This is a genomic window from Paraburkholderia sp. NPDC080076 (assembly GCF_050281145.1).
Taxonomy (GTDB): Bacteria; Pseudomonadota; Gammaproteobacteria; order Burkholderiales; family Burkholderiaceae; genus Paraburkholderia.
The window spans coordinates 66,257-86,889 of record NZ_JBNNWQ010000011.1 but is presented as its reverse complement, the minus strand read 5'-3'; the positions used below and the strand labels follow the sequence as shown (position 1 = coordinate 86,889).

General features: G+C 63.2%; 19 protein-coding genes. 7 read left to right on the top strand and 12 right to left on the bottom strand.

All coding sequences use genetic code 11. From position 1 onward, the window contains the following. Window positions 1-55 precede the first annotated feature (55 nt). From ACQKRQ_RS33600 to ACQKRQ_RS33590, 3 genes are all read right to left on the bottom strand, one after another. Window positions 56-502, bottom strand: a complete 447-nt coding sequence (locus ACQKRQ_RS33600; protein WP_011490548.1) for a GatB/YqeY domain-containing protein — start codon at window positions 500-502, stop codon at window positions 56-58. A gap of 235 nt (window positions 503-737) precedes the next feature. Then, window positions 738-950, bottom strand: a complete 213-nt coding sequence (gene rpsU / locus ACQKRQ_RS33595; RefSeq protein WP_028196180.1) for a 30S ribosomal protein S21 — start codon at window positions 948-950, stop codon at window positions 738-740. Between the two features lie 68 nt (window positions 951-1,018). After that, complete coding sequence (locus tag ACQKRQ_RS33590; RefSeq protein WP_427481733.1) at window positions 1,019-2,236, bottom strand: NAD(P)/FAD-dependent oxidoreductase; 1,218 nt, start codon at window positions 2,234-2,236, stop codon at window positions 1,019-1,021. A 120-nt stretch (window positions 2,237-2,356) separates the two neighbouring features. Between ACQKRQ_RS33590 and tsaD the strand changes: the two genes are divergently transcribed. Continuing rightward, complete coding sequence (gene tsaD, locus ACQKRQ_RS33585; RefSeq protein WP_132383742.1) at window positions 2,357-3,385, top strand: tRNA (adenosine(37)-N6)-threonylcarbamoyltransferase complex transferase subunit TsaD; 1,029 nt, start codon at window positions 2,357-2,359, stop codon at window positions 3,383-3,385. 74 nt (window positions 3,386-3,459) lie between these two features. Here the strand turns inward: tsaD and folE2 are convergent, their stop codons facing one another. The 4 genes from folE2 to ACQKRQ_RS33565 all read right to left on the bottom strand — a co-directional run bounded on the left by folE2 (window position 3,460) and on the right by ACQKRQ_RS33565 (window position 7,700). Next, complete coding sequence (gene folE2, locus ACQKRQ_RS33580) at window positions 3,460-4,266, bottom strand: GTP cyclohydrolase FolE2 (RefSeq protein WP_132383740.1); 807 nt, start codon at window positions 4,264-4,266, stop codon at window positions 3,460-3,462. 254 nt (window positions 4,267-4,520) lie between these two features. Continuing rightward, the gene (dxs, locus tag ACQKRQ_RS33575; protein ID WP_427481731.1) at window positions 4,521-6,428 is read right to left on the bottom strand and encodes a 1-deoxy-D-xylulose-5-phosphate synthase; all 1,908 of its coding nucleotides are present in this window, start codon (window positions 6,426-6,428) and stop codon (window positions 4,521-4,523) included. Between the two features lie 85 nt (window positions 6,429-6,513). After that, window positions 6,514-7,395 carry a polyprenyl synthetase family protein gene (locus ACQKRQ_RS33570; RefSeq protein WP_427481729.1) on the bottom strand — a complete coding sequence of 294 codons (882 nt, stop codon included), beginning with the start codon at window positions 7,393-7,395 and terminating at the stop codon, window positions 6,514-6,516. After that, entirely contained in the window at window positions 7,392-7,700 is a 309-nt protein-coding gene (locus ACQKRQ_RS33565) for an exodeoxyribonuclease VII small subunit (protein WP_007178839.1), read from the bottom strand. The genes ACQKRQ_RS33570 and ACQKRQ_RS33565 overlap by 4 nt, the downstream gene beginning before the upstream one ends. 285 nt (window positions 7,701-7,985) lie before the next feature. Here ACQKRQ_RS33565 and ACQKRQ_RS33560 point away from each other — a divergent pair, with 285 nt between their 5' ends. Beyond that, complete coding sequence (locus ACQKRQ_RS33560) at window positions 7,986-9,092, top strand: aromatic ring-hydroxylating oxygenase subunit alpha (protein ID WP_132383734.1); 1,107 nt, start codon at window positions 7,986-7,988, stop codon at window positions 9,090-9,092. A 213-nt stretch (window positions 9,093-9,305) separates the two neighbouring features. Beyond that, complete coding sequence (locus ACQKRQ_RS33555; RefSeq protein ID WP_427481726.1) at window positions 9,306-10,175, top strand: sulfurtransferase; 870 nt, start codon at window positions 9,306-9,308, stop codon at window positions 10,173-10,175. Between the two features lie 101 nt (window positions 10,176-10,276). Here the strand turns inward: ACQKRQ_RS33555 and ACQKRQ_RS33550 are convergent, their stop codons facing one another. The 3 genes from ACQKRQ_RS33550 to polA all read right to left on the bottom strand — a co-directional run bounded on the left by ACQKRQ_RS33550 (window position 10,277) and on the right by polA (window position 15,508). After that, window positions 10,277-11,149, bottom strand: a complete 873-nt coding sequence (locus ACQKRQ_RS33550; protein WP_427481724.1) for a dienelactone hydrolase family protein — start codon at window positions 11,147-11,149, stop codon at window positions 10,277-10,279. Window positions 11,150-11,251: 102 nt separating this feature from the next. After that, window positions 11,252-12,601 carry an NAD(P)/FAD-dependent oxidoreductase gene (locus ACQKRQ_RS33545; protein WP_132383728.1) on the bottom strand — a complete coding sequence of 450 codons (1,350 nt, stop codon included), beginning with the start codon at window positions 12,599-12,601 and terminating at the stop codon, window positions 11,252-11,254. A gap of 165 nt (window positions 12,602-12,766) precedes the next feature. After that, the gene (gene polA, locus ACQKRQ_RS33540; protein WP_427481722.1) at window positions 12,767-15,508 is read right to left on the bottom strand and encodes a DNA polymerase I; all 2,742 of its coding nucleotides are present in this window, start codon (window positions 15,506-15,508) and stop codon (window positions 12,767-12,769) included. A 1-nt stretch (window position 15,509) separates the two neighbouring features. Between polA and ACQKRQ_RS33535 the strand changes: the two genes are divergently transcribed. Beyond that, the gene (locus ACQKRQ_RS33535; RefSeq protein WP_106282655.1) at window positions 15,510-16,253 is read left to right on the top strand and encodes a TIGR00730 family Rossman fold protein; all 744 of its coding nucleotides are present in this window, start codon (window positions 15,510-15,512) and stop codon (window positions 16,251-16,253) included. A 65-nt stretch (window positions 16,254-16,318) separates the two neighbouring features. Here the strand turns inward: ACQKRQ_RS33535 and ACQKRQ_RS33530 are convergent, their stop codons facing one another. Beyond that, complete coding sequence (locus tag ACQKRQ_RS33530) at window positions 16,319-17,236, bottom strand: transcriptional regulator GcvA (protein WP_427481719.1); 918 nt, start codon at window positions 17,234-17,236, stop codon at window positions 16,319-16,321. A 95-nt stretch (window positions 17,237-17,331) separates the two neighbouring features. On the opposite strand from ACQKRQ_RS33530, the gene ACQKRQ_RS33525 reads away from it, so the two are divergent. Further along, window positions 17,332-17,901 (top strand): chromate transporter, encoded by a 570-nt coding sequence (locus ACQKRQ_RS33525; protein ID WP_408287022.1) that lies wholly within the window; start codon window positions 17,332-17,334, stop codon window positions 17,899-17,901. Continuing rightward, on the top strand, window positions 17,898-18,428 hold the full coding sequence (locus tag ACQKRQ_RS33520) for a chromate transporter (protein ID WP_132383722.1): 531 nt from the start codon (window positions 17,898-17,900) through the stop codon (window positions 18,426-18,428). Before ACQKRQ_RS33525 ends, ACQKRQ_RS33520 begins: the two co-directional genes overlap by 4 nt. 59 nt (window positions 18,429-18,487) lie before the next feature. On the opposite strand, the gene ACQKRQ_RS33515 is transcribed toward ACQKRQ_RS33520, so the two are convergent. Next, complete coding sequence (locus tag ACQKRQ_RS33515) at window positions 18,488-20,014, bottom strand: AMP nucleosidase (protein WP_012428586.1); 1,527 nt, start codon at window positions 20,012-20,014, stop codon at window positions 18,488-18,490. Between the two features lie 199 nt (window positions 20,015-20,213). Here ACQKRQ_RS33515 and ACQKRQ_RS33510 point away from each other — a divergent pair, with 199 nt between their 5' ends. After that, a complete protein-coding gene (locus ACQKRQ_RS33510) occupies window positions 20,214-20,609 on the top strand; it encodes a hypothetical protein (RefSeq protein ID WP_132383720.1) in 396 nt (131 codons plus the stop codon). Window positions 20,610-20,633 lie beyond the last annotated feature (24 nt).

Sequence of the window (20,633 nt, the reverse complement as noted above, 5' to 3'; positions counted from 1 at the left end):
CAGCGCCGCGCGCGCCGTCGAAATAACGGCATGCACAGCGCGGAAATACGGGAATTTACTTCGCGAGCGCGGCTTTGACTTGCGCCGAGACAGCGGTCATGTCGGCACGGCCGGCCAGCTTCGGCTTGAGCACGCCCATCACCTTGCCCATGTCCTGCGGGCCGGCTGCGCCGGTTTGCGCCACCGCGGCCTGCACTTCGGCAACGATCTCCGCCTCGGACATCTGTTCCGGCATATAAGCAGACAAGATCGCCAGCTCGGCCTTTTCCTTGTCGGCCAGATCGGTGCGGCCAGCGGCTTCGAACTGGCTGATCGAGTCTTTGCGCTGCTTGATCATCTTGTCGATGACCGCAGTGATCGCGGTGTCGTCGAGCGTGATGCGCTCGTCGACTTCGCGCTGCTTGATCGCGGCGAGCAGCAGACGGACCGTGCCGAGGCGCTCGGTCTCACGTGCCCGCATGGCGGCCTTCATATCGTCGTTGATCCGGTCCTTGAGACTCATCACTCACCTGAATGCGTTGGAATTTGAAAAACCGGCCAGGCTAATTGCATCAACACGCGCATCAACACGAATACCCGCTTGGGACTGCTTCCTCAAGCGGGTTGGCACACTGTGCGTTGTGGTTGCGACCCTGCCGGCTGGCCCGAAGGGCCGTGTTTTCCGTGATGGCACCTGTCGCGCCCTCACCGGTTGAATGTCGCCGCTCCGTTCAACGGGAACCGCGGCAACGCCAGAATCAGTAGAACTTCTTTGGCAGCATCTGGCCACGCAGACGCTTGAAATGACGCTTCACCGCAGCCGCCTTCTTACGCTTGCGCTCAGCCGTAGGCTTTTCGTAAAACTCGCGAGCGCGAAGTTCCGTCAGCAAGCCGTTTTTCTCCATGGTGCGCTTGAACCGGCGCATGGCGACTTCGAACGGCTCGTTGTCTTTTACGCGGATGGTCGTCATTTTTCAATAACGGAACTTTGTAAAGGTTCAGGAGTATAGCAGAGCTTTCTCACAAAGCCAGAGCGCCGTCAAGCCCCTCTGGCATACTCCGCGGCCGCCTGGCCGGCCGCCACACCCGATGCCCACGCCCATTGAAAGTTGTAGCCACCCAGCCAGCCGGTTACGTCGACAGCTTCGCCGATGAAGTACAAGCCCGGCGCGCGGGCGCTCATCATCGTCGATGACGACAGGTCGCGCGTGTCGATGCCGCCGCGCGTCGCTTCGGCTTTGCGATAGCCTTCCGTGCCGTTGGGGGTGAGCGTCCAGCGCGACAGGGCTTCGCCGACGCGGCGCAGGATTTTGTCCGGCAAATCGGCCACGCGGGCTTCGGCGGAAATCTGATGGGTTTCCAGCCAGACATGGGCGAGCCGCTGCGGCACCCATTCCGACAACAGATTGGCGATCTGACGCTTGGTGCCGGTTTTCGCCTCGAGCAAGGCGGTCGTCGCGTCCTGGGCCGGCAAGAGGTTGATGTGAATCGGCTCGCCGGGCTGCCAGTAGCTCGAAATCTGCAGCACACCCGGGCCGGATAGGCCGCGGTGGGTGAGCAGCAGGTCTTCGTTGAACTCGGCGCCGGTCTTCTTGTTGCCGGTCGCCAGTTGCACTTCCAGCGAGACACCGGACAGCGCCGCGAACGGCTCCCAGTCGGCTGCAGCGAAGGTCAGCGGGACTAGTGCGGGGCGCGTGTCGATCAGCTTGTGACCGAACTGTTTGGCAAGACGGTAGGCGAAATCGGTGGCGCCGATCTTGGGAATCGACAGTCCGCCCGTTGCGACCACGAGCGCGCGCGCCATGATTGGCCCCGGCTGCGTATCCAGCGTGAAGCGCCCTTCCGGGTCCTGCCGCACCTGCTCGACCGACAGCGGCGTGCGCCATGCCACGCGGCCCGCGTCGCACTCGTGCTTCAACACATTGATGACCGCGTCGCTCGACTGGTCGCAGAAGAGCTGGCCCTTGTGCTTCTCGTGCCATGTCACGTGATGGCGCTTGAGCAGCGCCATGAAGTCGCGCGGCGTGTAGCGCGCGAGCGCCGAGCGGCAAAAATGCGGGTTGGCCGACAGGTAATTGGCCGGGCCGGCATACAGATTCGTGAAGTTGCAACGGCCGCCGCCGGAGATGCGGATCTTCTCCGCGAGACGCTGCGAGTGGTCGATCAGCACCACGCGACGGCCGAGTTGCCCGGCCACGGCCGCGCACATCATGCCGGCCGCGCCTGCGCCGATCACTGCGATATCGAAGGATTCCATGGGGCCGCATTGTACCCGCGCGTCGGCGGCGCCTTGCCCGCACTGCTATACTTTCAGGCTTGCCTTCTCACTGTCGGCGCCTGGGTTTTGTTAATCCGGCGTCCACTCAAGCGACCCATCATGCTCGTTCTCGGCATCGAAAGCTCTTGCGACGAAACCGGTCTCGCGCTCTACGACACCGAGCGCGGCCTGCTTGCGCACGCGCTGCATTCGCAAATTGCGATGCATCGGGAGTACGGCGGCGTGGTGCCGGAACTGGCGTCGCGCGATCACATCCGGCGTGCGCTGCCGCTGCTCGAAGAGGTGATGGAACGCGCCGGCGCAGCCCGCGGCGACATCGACGCGATCGCCTATACGCAAGGCCCGGGTCTCGCGGGCGCGCTGCTGGTCGGCGCGAGCGTCGCCAATTCGCTGGCCATGGCGTGGGACAAGCCGACTATCGGCATTCATCACCTCGAAGGGCATTTGCTCTCGCCGTTGCTGGTGGATGAGCCGCCGCCGTTCCCGTTCGTCGCGCTGCTGGTGTCCGGCGGTCACACGCAACTGATGCGCGTGACTGACGTCGGCGTCTATGAGACGCTCGGCGAAACGCTGGACGACGCAGCCGGCGAAGCCTTCGACAAAACCGCCAAGCTGCTCGGCCTCGGTTACCCGGGCGGCCCGGAAGTCTCGCGCATGGCCGAATTCGGCACGCCGGGCGCGGTGGTCCTGCCGCGTCCCATGCTGCATTCCGGCGACCTGGATTTCAGCTTCAGCGGCTTGAAGACCGCTGTCCTCACGCACGCCAAGAAGCTCGGCGGCTCGAATATCTGCGAGCAGGCGAAAGCCGATCTGGCGCGCGGTTTCGTCGACGCGGCTGTCGAGGTTCTGGCGGCGAAGTCGCTGGCCGCGCTCAAGAAGACGAAGCTCAACCGGCTGGTCGTCGCGGGCGGGGTCGGCGCGAACCGGCAATTGCGCGAGGCGCTTTCCGCTGCCGCGAAGAAGCGCAATTTCTACGTGCACTATCCGGACCTGTCGCTGTGCACGGACAACGGCGCGATGATCGCACTGGCCGGTGCCTTGCGACTGCAACGCTGGCCCGATCAATCGGGCAAAGACTACGCGTTCACGGTGAAGCCTCGCTGGGATCTGACGTCCCTCGCACGCTGAGTTCGACATCGTTACGCCATAAAAAAAGCCGCTTCAAGAAGCGGCTTTTTTGATGCAGTCGGCAAACGCGCGTATCAAGCCACGCGCTTATCCCGCTCGATCACCGCGTACGCGCTGTGATTGTGAATCGACTCGAAGTTCTCGGCTTCCAGCACGTAGGCGACGATCCGCTCGTCCGCATTCAGACGTTGCGCGACATCGCGCACCAGGTCTTCGACGAACTTCGGATTTTCATAAGCACGCTCGGTCACGAACTTCTCGTCCGGGCGCTTGAGCAAGCCCCACAGTTCGCACGAGGCTTCTTCTTCGGCGATACGAATCAGTTCTTCCACGGCCACGTCGCCTGCCAGTTCGGCGTTGATCGTGACGTGCGAGCGCTGGTTATGCGCGCCGTACTGCGAGATCTTCTTCGAGCACGGGCACAGGCTCGTCACCGGCACCAGCACTTGCAGGAACAGACGCGTCGCGCCGTTGCGAGTGTCACCCGTCAGCGTGACTTCGTAGTCGAGCAGGCTCTGCACGCCCGACACCGGCGCGGTCTTGTTCACGAAGTACGGGAACGACACCTCGATGCGGCCGGCCTCGGCTTCGAGCTTTTCGAGCATGGCGGCGAGCATGGTGCGGAACGTGGCCGGCTCCAGCGGCGCCTTGTTCTCTTCGAGCAAGGCGACGAAACGCGACATGTGCGTGCCCTTCTGCTCAGCCGGCAGATGTACGTCGAGGTTCCACGTACCGACCGTCGGCTGCACCTCGCCGCCTTGGGTGCGCACCGTCAGCGGATGGCGCACGGCCTTTACGCCGACACGTTGAATCGGGATCTGACGAGTGTCGGGCGTGCTTTGCACGTCGGGCATCACAAAGGCGGGATTCATCTGATTCATTTCTTGTCCTTTCAGGAAACGCCGGACCGCCCTGAGTCTTCGCCCCGAAGGAAGTCCCCTTCGGGGATTCCCTCGCGAGGGCTGCCGCAAAGCGACAGGTTCGGCGGCTCCCAGCGGCCGCGCGGATCAAGGCGCGCAATGGCGAACGCCGGCCCCTGCCGGCGTTGGATGATGGGCCCGAAGGCCCACCGATTCAAGTTGGAGATTGCTTATGGCCGCCATGGCACGGCGGCCGCACCGCGAGCGGCGACGCTTTACGCGACGCGCTTCACCGACGACTGTCCGCCGACCGCGCCGCTCGACAGGAAGCGCTCGCGGATCGACTTGGTGATACCCGCGGCGTCGAGACCACACGCGGCGAGCAGCTTGGCCGGGTCCCCATGATCGATGAACCGATCGGGAAGGCCCAATTGTAGTACGGGTCGCATAACCCCACTTTCAAGCAGGGCTTCGACGCAGGCCGAACCCGCGCCGCCCATTACGCTGCCTTCTTCGACCGTGACGATGGCATCGTGCGTTTCGGCCAGTTGGCGGACCAGATCGGCGTCGAGCGGCTTCACGAAGCGCATGTTGGCGACCGTCGCATCCAGTTGCTCGGCGGCTGCCAGCGACGGCGCGACCATCGTGCCGAATGTCAGAATCGCAATGCGCTTGCCAGCCGGCTGCGACGTTTCACGACGAATTTCGCCCTTGCCGAGCGGCAGCGCCACCATCTGCTTCACAGTGGCGACGCCCGTGCCGGCGCCGCGCGGATAGCGCACCGCTGTCGGGTTCGGTTGCTGCAACGCCGTGTACAGCATCTGGCGGCATTCGTTTTCGTCCGACGCAGCCATCACCGTCATGTTCGGGATGCAGCGCAGGAACGCCAGGTCGTAAGCGCCCGCGTGCGTTGCGCCGTCCGCGCCGACCAGACCCGCGCGGTCGATGGCGAACACCACCGGCAGGTTCTGCAGCGCGACGTCGTGAATCAATTGATCATAAGCACGTTGCAGGAAGGTGGAGTAGATCGCGACCACCGGCTTCATGCCTTCCGCGGCCAAACCGCCGGCGAACGTCACCGCATGTTGCTCGGCGATGCCGACATCGAAGTAACGGTCCGGGAAGCGCTTCTCGAACTCCACCATGCCCGAGCCTTCACGCATGGCCGGCGTGATACCGACCACACGTGCGTCCAGCTCGGCGGCGTCGCACAGCCATTCGCCGAATACCTGCGTGTAGGTCTTCTTCGACGGCGTGCTGGCCGGCTTGATGCCTTCAGCCGGATTGAACTTGCCCGGGCCGTGGTACAGCACCGGATCGGCTTCGGCCAGCTTGTAGCCCTGGCCTTTCTTCGTCACCACGTGCAGGAATTGCGGACCGCGCAGTTCCTTGATGTTCTGCAGCGTCGGGATCAGCGAATCGAGATCGTGGCCGTCGATCGGGCCGATGTAGTTGAAGCCGAACTCTTCGAACAGCGTGGCCGGCACGATCATGCCCTTGGCGTGCTCTTCGAGCTTGCGGGCGAGATCGAGCATGGGCGGCGCGACGCGCAGCACGCGTTCGACGCCGGCACGCGCGGCGGCGTAGAAGCGGCCCGACATCAGGCGCGCCAGATGGCGATTCAGCGCGCCGACCGGCGGCGAAATCGACATGTCGTTGTCGTTCAGGATGACCAGGAGCGGCACGTCGTCTTCGACGCCGGCGTTGTTCATCGCCTCGAACGCCATGCCGGCCGTCATCGCGCCGTCGCCGATCACGGCGATGCCCATGCGGTTGTCGCCCTGCAGCTTGCTTGCGACCGCCATGCCGAGCGCGGCGGAAATCGACGTGCTGGAGTGCGCCGTGCCGAACGTGTCGTACTCCGACTCGTCACGTTTCGGGAAACCCGAGATGCCGCCCAACTGACGCAGCGTGTGCATCTGGTCACGACGGCCCGTCAGGATCTTGTGCGGATAGGTTTGATGGCCGACATCCCAGACGATCCGGTCGTGCGGCGTGTCGAACACATAGTGCAGAGCAATGGTCAACTCGACCGTGCCGAGGTTGGACGAAAGATGGCCGCCCGTCTGCGATACGCTGTCGAGCACGAAGGCACGCAACTCGTCGGCAAGCGGTTGCAATTGGCGGCGATCGAGGCGGCGCAGGGCTGCCGGGTCGTCAATGGTTTTCAGCAAGTCGTACATCGTCGTTCCATTGTAGGAAAACTTACGCGCCCGCACTTCATACATGCGCTTCGCAACGGAGGCGCGCGGCGGCGGGCTTTCGCGTTCAGCTAACCCGGTTCACCACCAGGTCGGCCAATTCGGCAAGACGCTGCGCGCGTGCGCCGAACGGCGCCAGCGCGGCGTGAGCGTCGCTGCGCAACTGCGCTGCGAGCGCGCGCGACGCGTCGAGCCCAATAATCGACACGTAGGTCGGCTTGCCGTCCTTCGCGTCTTTACCTGCCGTTTTGCCGAGCGTCGCGGAATCGGTCGTGACGTCGAGAATGTCGTCGACGACCTGAAACGCGAGGCCGACAGCGGCCGCATACGCGTCGAGCGAACGCATGGCGTCCGCATCCGGCGTTTCGCCCGCCAGTGCGCCCATGCGCACCGCGGCACGCAGCAACGCGCCGGTCTTCATGCGGTGCATGGTTTCGAGTTGCGTGCGCGTCAGCGTGTGGCCGACGCTCGCCAGATCGATGGCCTGCCCGCCGCACATGCCGATCGAGCCGCTCGCCAGCGCCAGTTCGCGCACCAGCGCGGCCTGCTGCGCCGGGGCCAGAACGTCCGACGTCAACGCGACAAACGCCTGCGATTGCAGCGCGTCGCCGACCAGCAATGCCGTCGCTTCGTCATATTTGACGTGTACCGTGGGCTTGCCGCGACGCAGCGCGTCGTCGTCCATGCACGGCATGTCGTCGTGGACGAGCGAGTACACGTGGATCATTTCCAGCGCTGCCGCCGCCGCGTCGAGGCACTCGGCGCGCGCGCCGGTCAGCTCGCCGGCCGCGTGGCACAGCAGCGGGCGAACCCGCTTGCCGCCGCCCAGCACCGCGTAACGCATGGCTTCATGCAGCGTGGCGGGCTCGGTTGCCTCGCTTGGCAGGTAATGTTCCAGTGCCGTTTCGACGCGCTCCAGTACCGAGCGCATCCATTGTTCGAATGTCATAGGTCGTCCCCGCTTTCAGTAGCGGCTGTGCCTGCGGTATTCATGGGCAGCGGCTTGAGCGTCTCGCCGTCGAGCACGCGCACCTGCTGCTCGACCTTCTCGAGCTGCTGCTGGCAAAACGCCACGAGAGCCGCGCCGCGCCGGTAGGCGGTGAGCGATTCCTCGAGGCTGAGATTGCCGCTTTCCATGCGTGCAACCAGCCCTTCCAGCTCCGCCTGGGCGGCCTCGTAATTCTCGGGCAGCGGCGTGGTGTCGACGCCTTCGGCTGGCGTGGCAGCAGTATCTTTCGACGCGGTCTTCGCCATGAATAGTCGCAAAATTAAAACAAGTCGGACATTCTACGGCAAAAGCGATATTTCCGAGCCGCCCGCCGCCCTACGCCCGCCTTCCCGCTGCGCGCCGTCCTAGCAGTCTCGCAGAAAAAAAACGATCGGTCTGCGGCGAAAAAGCCGAACTTTCCTGAGATTTTTGACCCAAATCAGGCACTTAACGGCCCCAAAGAAGGGGAAACAGGTATAATTGCGGGCTCCCTAAATCGAATCTTCGATGGTTGGGTTGTTCACTGCTTTCACGTCTTCACGGGAGTGGGAATGTCCAATCTGAGCAATGCATTGCAGTTGCGGTCTGTCCACAGCCAGCTGCCAGTCACGGCTTACTTTGACGAAGCGCTTCTAACGCGCGAAATCGAAACCCTTTTCAAGAAAGGTCCTCGTTACATCGGCCACGATCTCATGGTGCCCGAAACGGGGAATTATTTTGCTTTGCCGAGCGAGAGCGAAGGGCGTGTGCTCGTCCGTAACCAGCAGTCACAAGTCGAACTGCTGTCGAACGTGTGCCGCCACCGGCAAGCCATCATGCTCAACGGCCGCGGCCAGACGGAGAACATCGTCTGCCCCCTGCATCGCTGGACGTACGACCTGAACGGCCAGCTCCTCGGTGCGCCCCATTTTGCGGATAACCCCTGCCTGAATCTCGGCGCCACGTCGCTGCAGAACTGGCAAGGCCTGCTGTTCGAAGCGCAGGGGCGCGACGTCGCGCGCGATCTGGCGCGCCTCGGCACCAAGGAACACTTCGATTTTTCGGGCTTCATGTTCGATCACGTCGAAGTGCACGAGTGCAACTACAACTGGAAGACCTTTATCGAGGTCTATCTGGAGGACTATCACGTCGCGCCGTTCCATCCGGGCCTCGGCAGCTTCGTCAATTGCGACGACCTGACGTGGGAGTTCGGCGAGTGGTATAGCGTGCAGACGGTTGGCGTGCACAAAGATCTTGAGCAGCCGGGCAGCCCCACGTACCGCAAGTGGCACGACGAAGTGCTGCGCTTTCGCGGCGGCAATCCGCCCGAATTCGGCGCGATCTGGATGGTGTACTACCCGGGCATCATGATCGAGTGGTATCCGCACGTGCTGGTGGTGTCTTGGCTGATTCCGCGCGGTCCGCAGAAAACCACCAACGTGGTGGAGTTCTATTACCCTGAGGAAATTGCGCTGTTCGAGCGTGAGTTCGTCGAAGCCGAACGCGCCGCCTACATGGAAACGGCTCGCGAAGACGACGAGATCGCGGAACGCATGGACGCCGGCCGCCGTGCGCTGATGAATCGCGGCGAATCGCAGGTCGGCCCGTATCAGAGCCCGATGGAAGATGGCATGCAGCACTTCCACGAATTCCTGCGGCGCGAACTCGGTACGATCTGAGTGGCGCCGAACCAGATTCACCAGATTCTTCCGGCAGGATCAATGCATGGAAAGACGGGCTTCGACCCGTCTTTTTTTGTTTAGACTTAGAAGATAGCTTGGCCATCCGTAGGCGGCGCCAAGCCGCCGAGCGGAGCCGCCATCGCCCGCATCGAGCTTTGCATGGGACCCGAGCGAGCGCTAAAGCGCTAACTCTGATCGACAGGAGACGTCATGCCGCACACTCACTACACCACTCTGATTTCCGCGACCAATCTCGCGGAACGGCTTGCCGCCGCGCCGGGCAGCGTGTTCGTCATCGACTGCCGGTTCGATCTGGCCGACACGGAAGCCGGCGAAAAAGCCTATCTGGCCGGGCATCTGCCGGGCGCGCATTACCTGCATCTCGATCGCGATCTGTCGGGGCCGAAGAACGGTCACAACGGCCGCCATCCGCTGCCGGATCGTGCGCGGCTGGTGGAGACGCTGGAGTCGCGCGGCCTGAAGCAGGGCCAGCAGGTCGTCGCGTACGATGCGCAAGGCGGCATGTACGCCGCCCGTGCATGGTGGCTGCTGCGCTGGCTCGGTCACGACGCGGTCGCGCTGCTCGACGGCGGCCTGCAGGCATGGGAAGGCGGCGGTCATCCGCTGACGCAGGACGCGCCGGCCCAGAACACCGGCGACTTCAAGGCAGGCGCGCCGCTGTCCGTCACGGTCGATGCGCAAACGGTCGAGCGCAATCTCGGCTCGAAGGAACACGTGGTGGTCGACGCCCGCGCAGACGACCGTTATCGCGGTGAGAACGAGACACTGGATCGCGTCGGCGGCCACATTCCCGGCGCGCTCAACCGCTTCTTCAAGAATAACCTCACCGCCGACGGCCGCTTCAAGCCGGCGCATACGTTGCGCGAGGAATTCCACGCGCTGCTCGCCGACACGCCGCCGGAACACGTGGTGCTGCAATGCGGCTCGGGCGTGACGGCATGCGTGAATGCCCTGGCGATGGAAGTTGCCGGCCTGCACGGCGCCGCATTGTATGCGGGATCGTGGAGCGAGTGGAGTTCCGACCCGAAGCGGCCCATCGCGACGGGCCCGAATCCTTGAGCGTCCCAGCGCGCGCCACAGCACGTCGTTAGCAAAAAGCCGTTGCCGCCCGAAAGCAGCAACGGCCTTTTTTTAACGCAAGCGAGGGAGCGGGGATCGCCTCAAGCCACCCCATGCTGCTTGAACCACACCAGCACACGGCGCCAACCATCCTCGGCATCGGCCTTCTTGTAGCTCGGCCGATAATCCGCGAAAAACGCGTGGCCCGCATCGTCATACACGACGAACTGCGAACCACGGCCCGCTTGCGGCCCTTGCGCGATGGCCTGCTTCATCTGTTCGAGCGTGTCCTGCGGGATGCTCTGATCTTGCAATCCGTAAAGCCCCAGCACCGGCGCATGAAGTTGCGCGACCTGATCGAGCGGATTCGCCGGCATCATTGCGTTCTTTTCGCCCGTTACCCGTCCGTACCAGGCGACACCCGCCTTCAGTCGCGGGTTATGTTCGGCGTACAGCCACGCAATCCGCCCGCCCCAGCAAAAGCCGTTCACGCCAAGCCGGTTCAGATCGCCGCCATGCTCTCCGGCCCAGGCGACGGTGGCATCGAGATCGCCCATCACCTGGTCGTCCGGCACCTTGCTGACCACTAGCGCGCTGATCTGCTGCATGCTTGCATGAACGGTCGGATCGCCCTGCCGTTCAAAAAGATTCGGCGCGATCGCGAGATAGCCCAGCTTGGCGAAGCGCCGGCACACGTCGGCGATATGCTCGTGCACGCCGAAAATCTCGTGCACGACGATGATCACCGGCAAGTGCGTCTTGCCCTTCGGCTGCGCGCGATAGGCCGGCACCAGCGTGTCGCCGGAGCGCACCGCGATTTCGCCGGCGTCGAGGCCGTCAGTATCGGTATGAATGGTTTGCGCCGAAACGGGCAGCACGGCGGCGGCGAAGCCGGTGCCGAGCGCGGCTTTAATGAAAGTACGTCGGTTGAAGGGGACGTGCGGGACCAGGCTGTCGATATCGGGTTTCAGCATGCGTGCACTCCTCAGTTGAACGTTGGAGGCAACAGGATACGCCTGACACGCATCCTGTTGCAGATGCAACGTTCCCGAGCCGGCCGGGCGCATCGGCACTCGTCAGTGCAGCTTGACCCGCGGCAGCGTGGTGCGGCGCAACCAGTGCGCGAAGGTATCGAGCACCATCCGCGCATAGCCGTGCAGCGCGGCGATATGCAGCCGGTACAGCGACATATACATGAAGCGCGCGAACAGCCCTTCGATCAACATATTGCCGCCGATCACTCCGCCCATCAGATTACCGACCGCGCTGAAATGCCCGAGTGACACCAGCGACCCGAAGTCGCGATAGGTGAACTCCGGCAGTGGCTTGTTTTCGAGCCGCGCAGCCAGCGCCTTCATCAAAAAGCTCGCCTGCTGGTGAGCCGCCTGCGCGCGCGGCGGCACGTTGCGCTCGTTGCCCGGCCACGGACAGGCGGCGCAATCGCCGAGCGCGAAGACGTTGTCGTCCGTTTCAGTTTGCAGCGTGCGGCGCACGATGAGTTGGCCCAGCCGGTTGACCGGCAAGCCGTCGAGTTCGCTCAAAATCGCCGGCGCCTTGATGCCGGCCGCCCACACCGTCAGATCGGCGCGCACCGTTTTGCCGCTCGCGGTGCGGATCATACCGGGCGCGACTTCGGCCACGGTTTCGCCGATCATCAGCTTCACGCCGAGCTTGGTGAGCAGCTCGGCCGTGGCGGTCGAGACCCGTTCCTGCAAAGCCGGCAGAATGCGCGGCCCCGCTTCGATCAGCACGATGCCGACGTCATGCCGCGGATCGAGCTTATGCAAGCCGTATGCGGACAACACCTGCGCGGTGTTACGCAATTCCGCCGACAGTTCGACACCCGTCGCGCCGCCGCCGACAATCGCCACCTGAATGCGCGGCTCGCCCGTGGACGACGTGCCCGGCCCCGATTCGACCGGTTCATGCACTTGATGCTCGGCGCGCATGCATGCCGCGATCAGGCGTTTGCGGAAACGCTCGGCCTGGCTGACTGTATCGAGTGCGAGGGAAAATTCAGGCGCGCCTTTGACGCCGAAGAAGGCGGTCGTGCTGCCGATCGCGATGATCAGCGTGTCGTATTCGAGCTGGCGTTCGGGCAGCAACTCGGCGCCGTCGTCGTCGAGCACGGTGCCGAGCGTGAGGCGCTTGTTCGCGCGGTCCAGTCCCGTCAGTTCGCCCTGCTGAAATTCGAAGCCGTGCCAGCGCGCTTGCGCGGCATATTCGAGTTCCTGCGTGAACGGGTCCATGCTGCCTGCCGCCACTTCATGCAGGAGCGGCTTCCAGATATGAGTCGGATTGCGGTCGACGAGCGTGACCTGCGCCCGCACACCGCCCTTGCTCTTGTGGGGTGCATAGCGGTCGCCCAAACGCGTCGCCAGCTCCAATCCCCCCGCGCCTCCGCCAACCACGATAAAACGATGCATTGAACTCTCCGTGTTTGCCGATGGGTTATGCGTCGTTCGGCGCCCATGAGGATTCACATGAGCGCCGTCTTTCAGCGATTGTCCGCGAGCAGCACGGGTTGTCACAAGCCATCAATACGCATGTGTGACATGCGCACGACGATATCGCGTCCCGTCACACGCACGTCAATGCGCTTCTTCCCAGTTCAGGCCGGCACCCACTTCGGCGACCAGCGGCACTTTCAGGTCGGCGACACCGCACATCAACTCGGGCAAGCGCTTGCGCACGTCGGACAATTCCGCGTCCGGTACTTCGAGAATCAATTCATCGTGCACCTGCATGATCATGCGCGTGTCGATCTTCGAGGCTTCGATCCAGTCCTGCACCGCGATCATCGAGAGCTTGATCAGATCGGCGGCTGTGCCTTGCATCGGCGCGTTGATCGCGGCGCGCTCGGCGGCCTGACGGCGCGGACCATTGCCGCCGTTGATCTCCGGCAGCCACAGGCGGCGGCCGAACACCGTCTCGACATAACCCTTGGCCTTGGCGCTCACTCGCGTTTCGTCCATATAACGCGCCACGCCCGGATAACGCGCGAAATAGCGGTCGATATAGAGCTTGGCTGCGTCGCGCGTGATGCCGAGGTTCGCGGCAAGACCAAACGAACTCATGCCGTAGATCAGACCAAAGTTGATGACCTTGGCCACGCGGCGTTGATCGTTCGACACTTCGAGCGGCGTCACGCTGAAGATTTCCGCCGCGGTGGCGCGGTGAATGTCTTCGCCCTGCGAGAATGAGCGCAGCAGCGATTCGTCGCCGGAAATGTGCGCCATGATGCGCAGTTCGATCTGCGAATAATCCGCGGAGACCAGCTTGTGTCCGGGCGGTGCAATAAACGCTTCGCGAATACGGCGGCCTTCGCCGGTGCGCACGGGAATGTTCTGCAGGTTCGGGTCGTTCGATGCAAGGCGCCCCGTGACCGCCACAGCCTGCGCATAGTTCGTATGCACGCGGCCCGTGGTGGCGTTGACCATGCGCGGCAGCTTGTCGGTGTAGGTCGACTTCAGCTTCGACAAGCCACGGTGTTCAAGCAGAATCTTCGGCAGCGGATAGTCTTCGGCGAGCTTTTGCAGCACTTCTTCGTCGGTGGACGGTGCGCCGCTCGGCGTCTTCTTGACCACCGGCAGTTCCAGCTTCTCGAAGAAGATCTGCCCGATCTGCTTCGGCGAGCCCAGATTGAATTCGCCGCCGGCCAGCACATACGCTTCGCTTTCCAACTGGATCAGACGCGTGGCGATTTCGCTGCTTTGCTGACGCAGTTTCTCCGCGTCGATCAGCACGCCGGTGCGCTCCATCTTGCGCAGGACACGCGAGGTCGGCAGTTCGATCCCGCGATAGACATACTCGAGCGTCTTCTCCGCAGTCACTTGCGGATACAGCGCCTGATGCAGCCGCAAAGTGATATCAGCATCTTCCGCAGCGTATTCGGCGGCCTTGTCCAACGCGACTTCGTCGAAGCCGATCTGCCCCGCGCCCTTGCCCGCGACCTCTTCGTACTTGATCGTCTTCACGCCGAGATGGCGCAGCGCGAGGCTGTCCATGTCGTGCGTGCGATGCGATTCGACCACGTACGATTGCAGCAGCGTGTCGTGTTCGACACCGCGCATTTCAATGCCGTAGTTCGCCAGCACCTGCTCGTCGTACTTGAGATGCTGGCCGACCTTCTTGTGCTCGGCGCTTTCCAGCCACGGCTTGAGTTTCGCGAGGACTTCGTCGCGCGGCAATTGCACGGGCGCGTCGGGGCCGCGATGCGCGAGCGGCACATACGCCGCCCGGCCGGCTTCAACCGACAACGACAGGCCCACGATCTGCGCGGTCATGGGGTCGAGCGAGGTGGTTTCCGTATCGAACGAGGTCAGCTCGGCCACGTTGATCTTCTCGAGCCATGCGTCGAATTGCTCCCACGTCTGCACGGTGTCGTAGTGCCGCTCATGATCCACCGACAAAGCCGGCGCCACATCCGTTTCCGGACCTTCCACGGCGTCCGCGATTTCCACTTCGCGCAGCCACGTCTTGAAGCCGTGGCGCGTGAACACGTCGCGCAACTCCTCGCGCGATTCCGGCCGGCTTTGCAGGCTTTCCTCGATCGACACGATATGGTCGGTCATATCGCAGTTGCGCTCGACAGTGACGAGTTTCCTCGCCATTGGCAGAAAATCGAGCGCTCTGCGCAGATTGTCTCCTACCGCACCTTTTATTTCGTCCGCATGTGCGACGATGCCATCCAGCGACTCGAATTGCGTCAGCCATTTGATCGCTGTTTTCGGCCCGCATTTCTCGACGCCGGGCACGTTGTCGACGGTATCGCCGATCAACGACAGGTAGTCGATAATGCGCTCCGGCGGCACGCCGAACTTGGCGAGCACGCCGGCGCGGTCGAGCGTTTCGTTAGTCATCGTATTGATGAGGGTGACATGATCCGACACAAGCTGCGCCAGATCCTTGTCACCCGTCGACACGATCACATTCATGCCACGCTTTTCCGCTTCGGTGCTGAGGGTGCCGATTACGTCGTCGGCCTCGACGCCTTCGATCATCAGCAAGGGCCAGCCGAGCGCGCGCACGGCCACATGAATCGGCTCGATCTGGCGCGAGAGGTCGTCCGGCATCGACGGCCGATTCGCCTTATAGTCGGGATACCAGTCGTCGCGAAACGTTTTGCCCTTGGCGTCGAACACGCACGCGCTATACTCTGCTGTGACTTCCTTGCGCATGCGCCGCAGCATGTTGATCATCCCGTAAAGCGCACCCGTCGGACCACCGTCGGGGCTGCGCAGATCCGGCATCGCATGGTAGGCCCGGTACAGATAACTCGAACCGTCGACCAATAGCAGGGTCTTACCTTCAAGGCTTCGTTCTTCAGGCATTATGACTAAGAGAAAAGTGATTCCGAGTCTGCGATCACTCGCAGATCAAGAGCGCGCAACGGCCAAAAAGGCCCGCGCATCGTGGCAGATGTTCACGATTATGGCAGAGTTTATCGAGGCGACCGAGTACCTCTCGGAGATTCGTCCGGCTGTCAGCATCTATGGTTCAGCGCGCCTGAAGCCGAACTCGCCCTACTACAAACTTGCCACGCAAATCGCGCGCAAGCTCTCGGACGCCGGCTTCGCCGTGATCTCGGGCGGCGGCCCGGGCATCATGGAGGCGGCCAACAAGGGTGCCCATGCGGGCAAGGCGCCTTCGGTCGGCCTGAACATCGAACTGCCGCACGAGCAATCGGGCAATCAGTGGCAAGACATCTCGTTGCGCTTCCGCCATTTCTTCACGCGCAAGGTCACGTTCGTGAAGAACTCGGACGCGGTGATCGTGATGCCCGGCGGCTTCGGCACGCTGGACGAACTCGCCGAAGTGCTCACGCTGATCCAGACCAAGAAGTCGCGCCATGTGCCGATCATTCTGGTGGGCGCCGAGTTCTGGGAAGGCCTGCTTGCGTGGTTCAAGAACTCGCTCACGCCAATGGGCCTGATCAATCCGACCGACATGGACCTCATGCAGGTCATCGACGATCCGGACCAGGTGCTCGAAGCGGTGCTGAAGTTCTATGAAGACCGCGAAGAAACCGAGCCGCAGCCGACCAAGTCGGACGAAGACCGGATGTTCTATCTGTGAGGCTGCCGCTTCGCGCTCTTGCGCGAGGTGAACGCAAGGCAACGCAGTGTATGAACACGCGTACGCTAACGGGCGGCCTCGAGGCTGCCCGTTTCCGTTTTATCGATTTGATCGCCTTGCGCTTGCAGCCATTCGCAGAACTGCGCGACTAACAGTGCATCCGCGACCTCGCGTCTCGCCACCCACCAGTAGCCGCGTGCATCGATACGCGGACCCGCCAGCGGCACCACGAGCCGTCCCGATGCCAGTTCATCCGCCAGCAAGGGCAACGGACCGAGCGCCACGCCGAGCCCGTCCACTGCGGCCTGCAAGGCCAGATAGAAGTGATCGAACGATTGCTTCTTCCGGCATTTCACCGTCATCCCAGCCGCCGATAACCAGTTGCGCCAGGCATCCGGACGCGTATCGGAATGCAGCAGCACGTGCCGCGCGAGATCGTCGGCGACCTTGATCGGCGAACGTTGCAATAACACGGGACTGCACACCGGAATCTCGGTCTCGCCGAGAAAATGGCCGCTCGCGCAGTTGGCCCAATGCGCGGGACCGCGCCGCACCGCGACGTCGAAGCCATCCAGCGTCTCGACCGGCGCGTTCGAGGTCGCCAATCTCAGCTCCACATTCGGCACCTTGCGCTGGAACTGATGCAGGCGCGGCAGCAGCCACTTCATCGCGAAAGTGGGCAACGCATTCACGCGCAGCACACGGACGACGCCGGTGTCACGCAGTTGATCCGTGGCGAGCGCGATGCTGTCGAACGCAGCCTGAACGGTGGACAGGTAGCGGCGCCCGTCATCGGTCAGGCGCACGCGCTTGCCGCGACGCTCGAACACCTGCACGCCGAGCCACGTTTCGAAAGCGGCGACCTGTCGGCTGATTGCACCGTGCGTCACATGCAATTCGTTCGCCGCGGCGGTGAAGCTCTCATGCCGCGCGGCGGCTTCGAAGGCGCGCAGCGCCGGAAAAGGAGGAAGGTTTCGGGCCATGCTTGTGATTCTAGATCACAAGGCGGTGCTCAAAAATCGTTTTGCTCAACGCCGGTTCGGCGCTAACCTCCTGAGCTTGAACTGGAAGCTAACCAATGGACCACGATCTCACCTCGTCCGAGCCCGTGCTGGCGCCTACGCCCACATTGCGGGAAATCTTCGGCGGCTTTCTCGGCCTCGGGCTGATCTCCTTCGGCGGCGCACTGCCGCTGGCGCGGCGCGCATTGGTCGAACAACGCCGCTGGCTGAGCGCCGACGAATTCACCGACTTACTGGGCCTCTGCCAATTTTTGCCGGGCGGCAACGTGATCAATCTCTCGGTGGCGATGGGCATGCGCTTTCGCGGCGTGCCGGGCGCGCTGGCCGGCCTGCTCGGACTGATCGCGGGACCGTCGCTGGTGGTGATCGGCCTCGGCGTGCTGTACGAGCACACGCAAAACGACCCGTACGTTCGCCATCTGTTCGCGGGTCTCGCCGCCGCCGCGGCCGGCCTGTTGATCGCGATGGCCGTGAAAATCCTGCTGCCGCTACGGCGTAGCCCAATGGCCGCGCTCATCGCGGCACTCGGCTTCATTGCGATTGCGATCATGCGGCTGCCGCTTCTGCCCACCATGCTGGTGTTGACGCCGCTCAGCATCTATATCGCGTCGAGGAGGGCACGATGAACGAGACGCTCATTGCCCTCGCCGTTATTTTCAGTCAGCTTTCGCTGCTCGCGTTCGGCGGCGGCAATACGATTCTTCCGGAGATGCAGCGTCAAGTGGTAGACGTGCATCACTGGATGCCGGCCAGCGAATTCAGCGCGCTATTCGCACTCGCGCAAGCCGCGCCGGGGCCGAATCTGATGATCGTCACGCTGATCGGCTGGCACGTGGCCGGTTGGGCGGGCATGCTGGTGACGTCGGTGGCGAAGTTCGGGCCGTCGTCGCTGGTGACGATCCTCGCGGTGCATGCATGGGAGCGATTCAAGGACCGCCCGTGGCGGCGCTACGCGCAGTTGGGACTGATGCCGGTGACCGCCGGCATCATCGCGGCGAGCGCGGCGCTGATTGCCGAAGCGTCGAACACGACGGCCATCGCGTGGGCGATCACCTCCTTCACCGTTGTCATGGCGATGACGACGCGCATTCATCCGCTGTGGCTTCTGGCGGTCGGCAGTTTGATCGGGCTAGCGGGCTTCGGGCAGCTTTGACTTTGATCGAGCACGAGCGCGCGGAAGCGGCGCTCGCCCTTGTCTGCCCAAGAAGCCGCTTACTGAAACGCGACTTCCGCGAAGCTGCGCAGCTTGCGGCTATGCAAACGATGCAGCCCGTTCATCCGCAATAGCTCCATCGCCTTCACGCCGATCTGCAGATGCTGATCAACCTGCGCGCGATAGAACTGATCCGCCATGCCGGGCAGCTTCAATTCGCCATGCAAGGGCTTGTCCGACACGCACAGCAAGGTGCCGTAAGGCACGCGGAAACGGAAGCCGTTCGCGGCAATCGTCGCGCTCTCCATGTCGAGTGCAACCGCGCGGCTTTGCGAGAGCCGCTGCACCGGCTCGCGATGATCGCGCAATTCCCAGTTGCGGTTGTCCACGCTCGCCACCGTGCCCGTACGCATCACGCGTTTCAGTTCGACGCCGTCCAGCTGCGTGACCTGTGCAACCGCGCGCTCCAGCGCCACCTGCACTTCGGCGAGCGCCGGGATCGGCACCCACAGCGGCAGGTCGTCGTCGAGCACGTGATCCTCGCGCACATAGCCGTGCGCCAGCACATAGTCACCGAGGCGCTGCGTATTGCGCAAGCCCGCGCAGTGGCCGAGCATGATCCACGCATGCGGGCGCAGCACGGCGATGTGATCGGTAATGGTCTTCGCGTTCGACGGCCCGACGCCGATGTTGATCATCGTGATCCCGCTGCCGTCCGCGCGCTTCAGGTGATACGCGGGCATCTGCGGCAAACGTGGCGGCGCCGTGCCTTCCTGCTCCTGTTCGCCGAGATTCGCGTTGTACGTGACCACGTCACCGGGCTCGACGAACGACGTATATTCGCTGCGATAGGCGCGCAGTTCCTCGTCGTCGGTATGGGCCATCATCGTGCGGCCGAGTTTGACGAACTCGTCGATATAGAACTGGTAGTTCGTGTACAGCACGTAGTTCTGGCAATGCGTGGGCGAGGTCGCCGTATAGTGCTTCAGCCGATGCAGCGAGAAATCGACCCGCGCCGCGGTGAACAACGCGAGCGGATGCGGCTCGCCCGGCAGCGGTTCATACGTGCCGTTGACGATACGATCGTCGAGCAGCGCCAGGTCCGGCGTGTCGAACACATCGCGCATCAGGAACAGGCGCTCGCGATCCAGATCGCCTTCGAGGTGAATGCCTTCGGCGAAAGCGAAATGAATCGGAATCGGCTGGTCCGACACGCCGACTTCGATCTGCACGTGATGATTTTTTGCCAGCAGGCGCAACTGCTCGCGATAGTAGTTGCCGAACAGATCGGGCCGTGTGACGGTCGTCTCGAACACGCCCGGACCCGCGACGAAGCCATACGAACGGCGCGAGTCGATATGCGTGTTGACCTCGGTGCACACCCGCACGAACGGATAGCAGGCGCGTACCCGGCGTTCGAACAGTTCGTTGCGGCGATAGCGCGCGAAGGCGTCGCGCAGAAACGAAGTGTTCGCTTCGTAGATCGCCGAGAGGCGGGTGACGGCCTCGGTCGCGTCGTCGAAGGATTCGGTTGGGAAGCTGTTGGCGGGAGTCTGCACCGCGCGTTGATTGGTATCGTTGTTCATCTTCATTCGCCTCTAATGATGAGGCCACATTACCACGGAACCGTGACTCGCCAAATCACCTGGCGGTGCTGCAACACACGCTGCGGCGCCACTCGCAAGATTGCGCGCACGCCGCGCGAAAGCGGCGCAAAATAAGGCGATCGCGCCCGAGGAGCAGGTGGGATTTGCTAGAATCGGGGCACCATATTGGAGAATCACCATGAAGCCGCTCCTTCCCGTCGCCGTTGCGCTGGCCCTCGCCTTCGGCAACGCCGCGATGGCTGCCCAGCCTGTCGACGATACACCGGCTCCCGGCGCGCCCCAGTCCGCCAACGAACGGGCCGGTTTGCCCGATCTGGAAAAGATCAATCGTCCGGCCGCCGAGGTCAGCTCGAAGGTTGAAATCAACGTCCCGCGCACGCCGAGCTTCTACGAACGCAGCGCCAACGGCACCGAAATCACCGAATACCGCGACAAAGGCAAGCCCGTCGAAATCAACGTGCATTCGAATCTCGGCACGCGCTATCAGATGAGCGCGCCGCTCGACACGTCGCCCACCGTGCGCGACAACGGCCGTGCAAGCACGCGTTTGCCGTCGGTGCACCTGGCCTATTGACGCATGCCGGGGCGGTGCCCGGTG

Excerpts from the sequence above, each read along its gene's own strand:
- ACQKRQ_RS33600 (WP_011490548.1), bottom strand. The coding sequence starts at position 502 with ATGAGTCTCAAGGACCGGATCAACGACGATATGAAGGCCGCCATGCGG.
- rpsU (WP_028196180.1), bottom strand. The coding sequence starts at position 950 with ATGACGACCATCCGCGTAAAAGACAACGAGCCGTTCGAAGTCGCCATG.
- ACQKRQ_RS33590 (WP_427481733.1), bottom strand. The coding sequence starts at position 2,236 with ATGGAATCCTTCGATATCGCAGTGATCGGCGCAGGCGCGGCCGGCATG.
- tsaD (WP_132383742.1), top strand. The coding sequence starts at position 2,357 with ATGCTCGTTCTCGGCATCGAAAGCTCTTGCGACGAAACCGGTCTCGCG.
- folE2 (WP_132383740.1), bottom strand. The coding sequence starts at position 4,266 with ATGAATCAGATGAATCCCGCCTTTGTGATGCCCGACGTGCAAAGCACG.
- dxs (WP_427481731.1), bottom strand. The coding sequence starts at position 6,428 with ATGTACGACTTGCTGAAAACCATTGACGACCCGGCAGCCCTGCGCCGC.
- ACQKRQ_RS33570 (WP_427481729.1), bottom strand. The coding sequence starts at position 7,395 with ATGACATTCGAACAATGGATGCGCTCGGTACTGGAGCGCGTCGAAACG.
- ACQKRQ_RS33565 (WP_007178839.1), bottom strand. The coding sequence starts at position 7,700 with ATGGCGAAGACCGCGTCGAAAGATACTGCTGCCACGCCAGCCGAAGGC.
- ACQKRQ_RS33560 (WP_132383734.1), top strand. The coding sequence starts at position 7,986 with ATGTCCAATCTGAGCAATGCATTGCAGTTGCGGTCTGTCCACAGCCAG.
- ACQKRQ_RS33555 (WP_427481726.1), top strand. The coding sequence starts at position 9,306 with ATGCCGCACACTCACTACACCACTCTGATTTCCGCGACCAATCTCGCG.
- ACQKRQ_RS33550 (WP_427481724.1), bottom strand. The coding sequence starts at position 11,149 with ATGCTGAAACCCGATATCGACAGCCTGGTCCCGCACGTCCCCTTCAAC.
- ACQKRQ_RS33545 (WP_132383728.1), bottom strand. The coding sequence starts at position 12,601 with ATGCATCGTTTTATCGTGGTTGGCGGAGGCGCGGGGGGATTGGAGCTG.
- polA (WP_427481722.1), bottom strand. The coding sequence starts at position 15,508 with ATGCCTGAAGAACGAAGCCTTGAAGGTAAGACCCTGCTATTGGTCGAC.
- ACQKRQ_RS33535 (WP_106282655.1), top strand. The coding sequence starts at position 15,510 with ATGACTAAGAGAAAAGTGATTCCGAGTCTGCGATCACTCGCAGATCAA.
- ACQKRQ_RS33530 (WP_427481719.1), bottom strand. The coding sequence starts at position 17,236 with ATGGCCCGAAACCTTCCTCCTTTTCCGGCGCTGCGCGCCTTCGAAGCC.
- ACQKRQ_RS33525 (WP_408287022.1), top strand. The coding sequence starts at position 17,332 with ATGGACCACGATCTCACCTCGTCCGAGCCCGTGCTGGCGCCTACGCCC.
- ACQKRQ_RS33520 (WP_132383722.1), top strand. The coding sequence starts at position 17,898 with ATGAACGAGACGCTCATTGCCCTCGCCGTTATTTTCAGTCAGCTTTCG.
- ACQKRQ_RS33515 (WP_012428586.1), bottom strand. The coding sequence starts at position 20,014 with ATGAACAACGATACCAATCAACGCGCGGTGCAGACTCCCGCCAACAGC.
- ACQKRQ_RS33510 (WP_132383720.1), top strand. The coding sequence starts at position 20,214 with ATGAAGCCGCTCCTTCCCGTCGCCGTTGCGCTGGCCCTCGCCTTCGGC.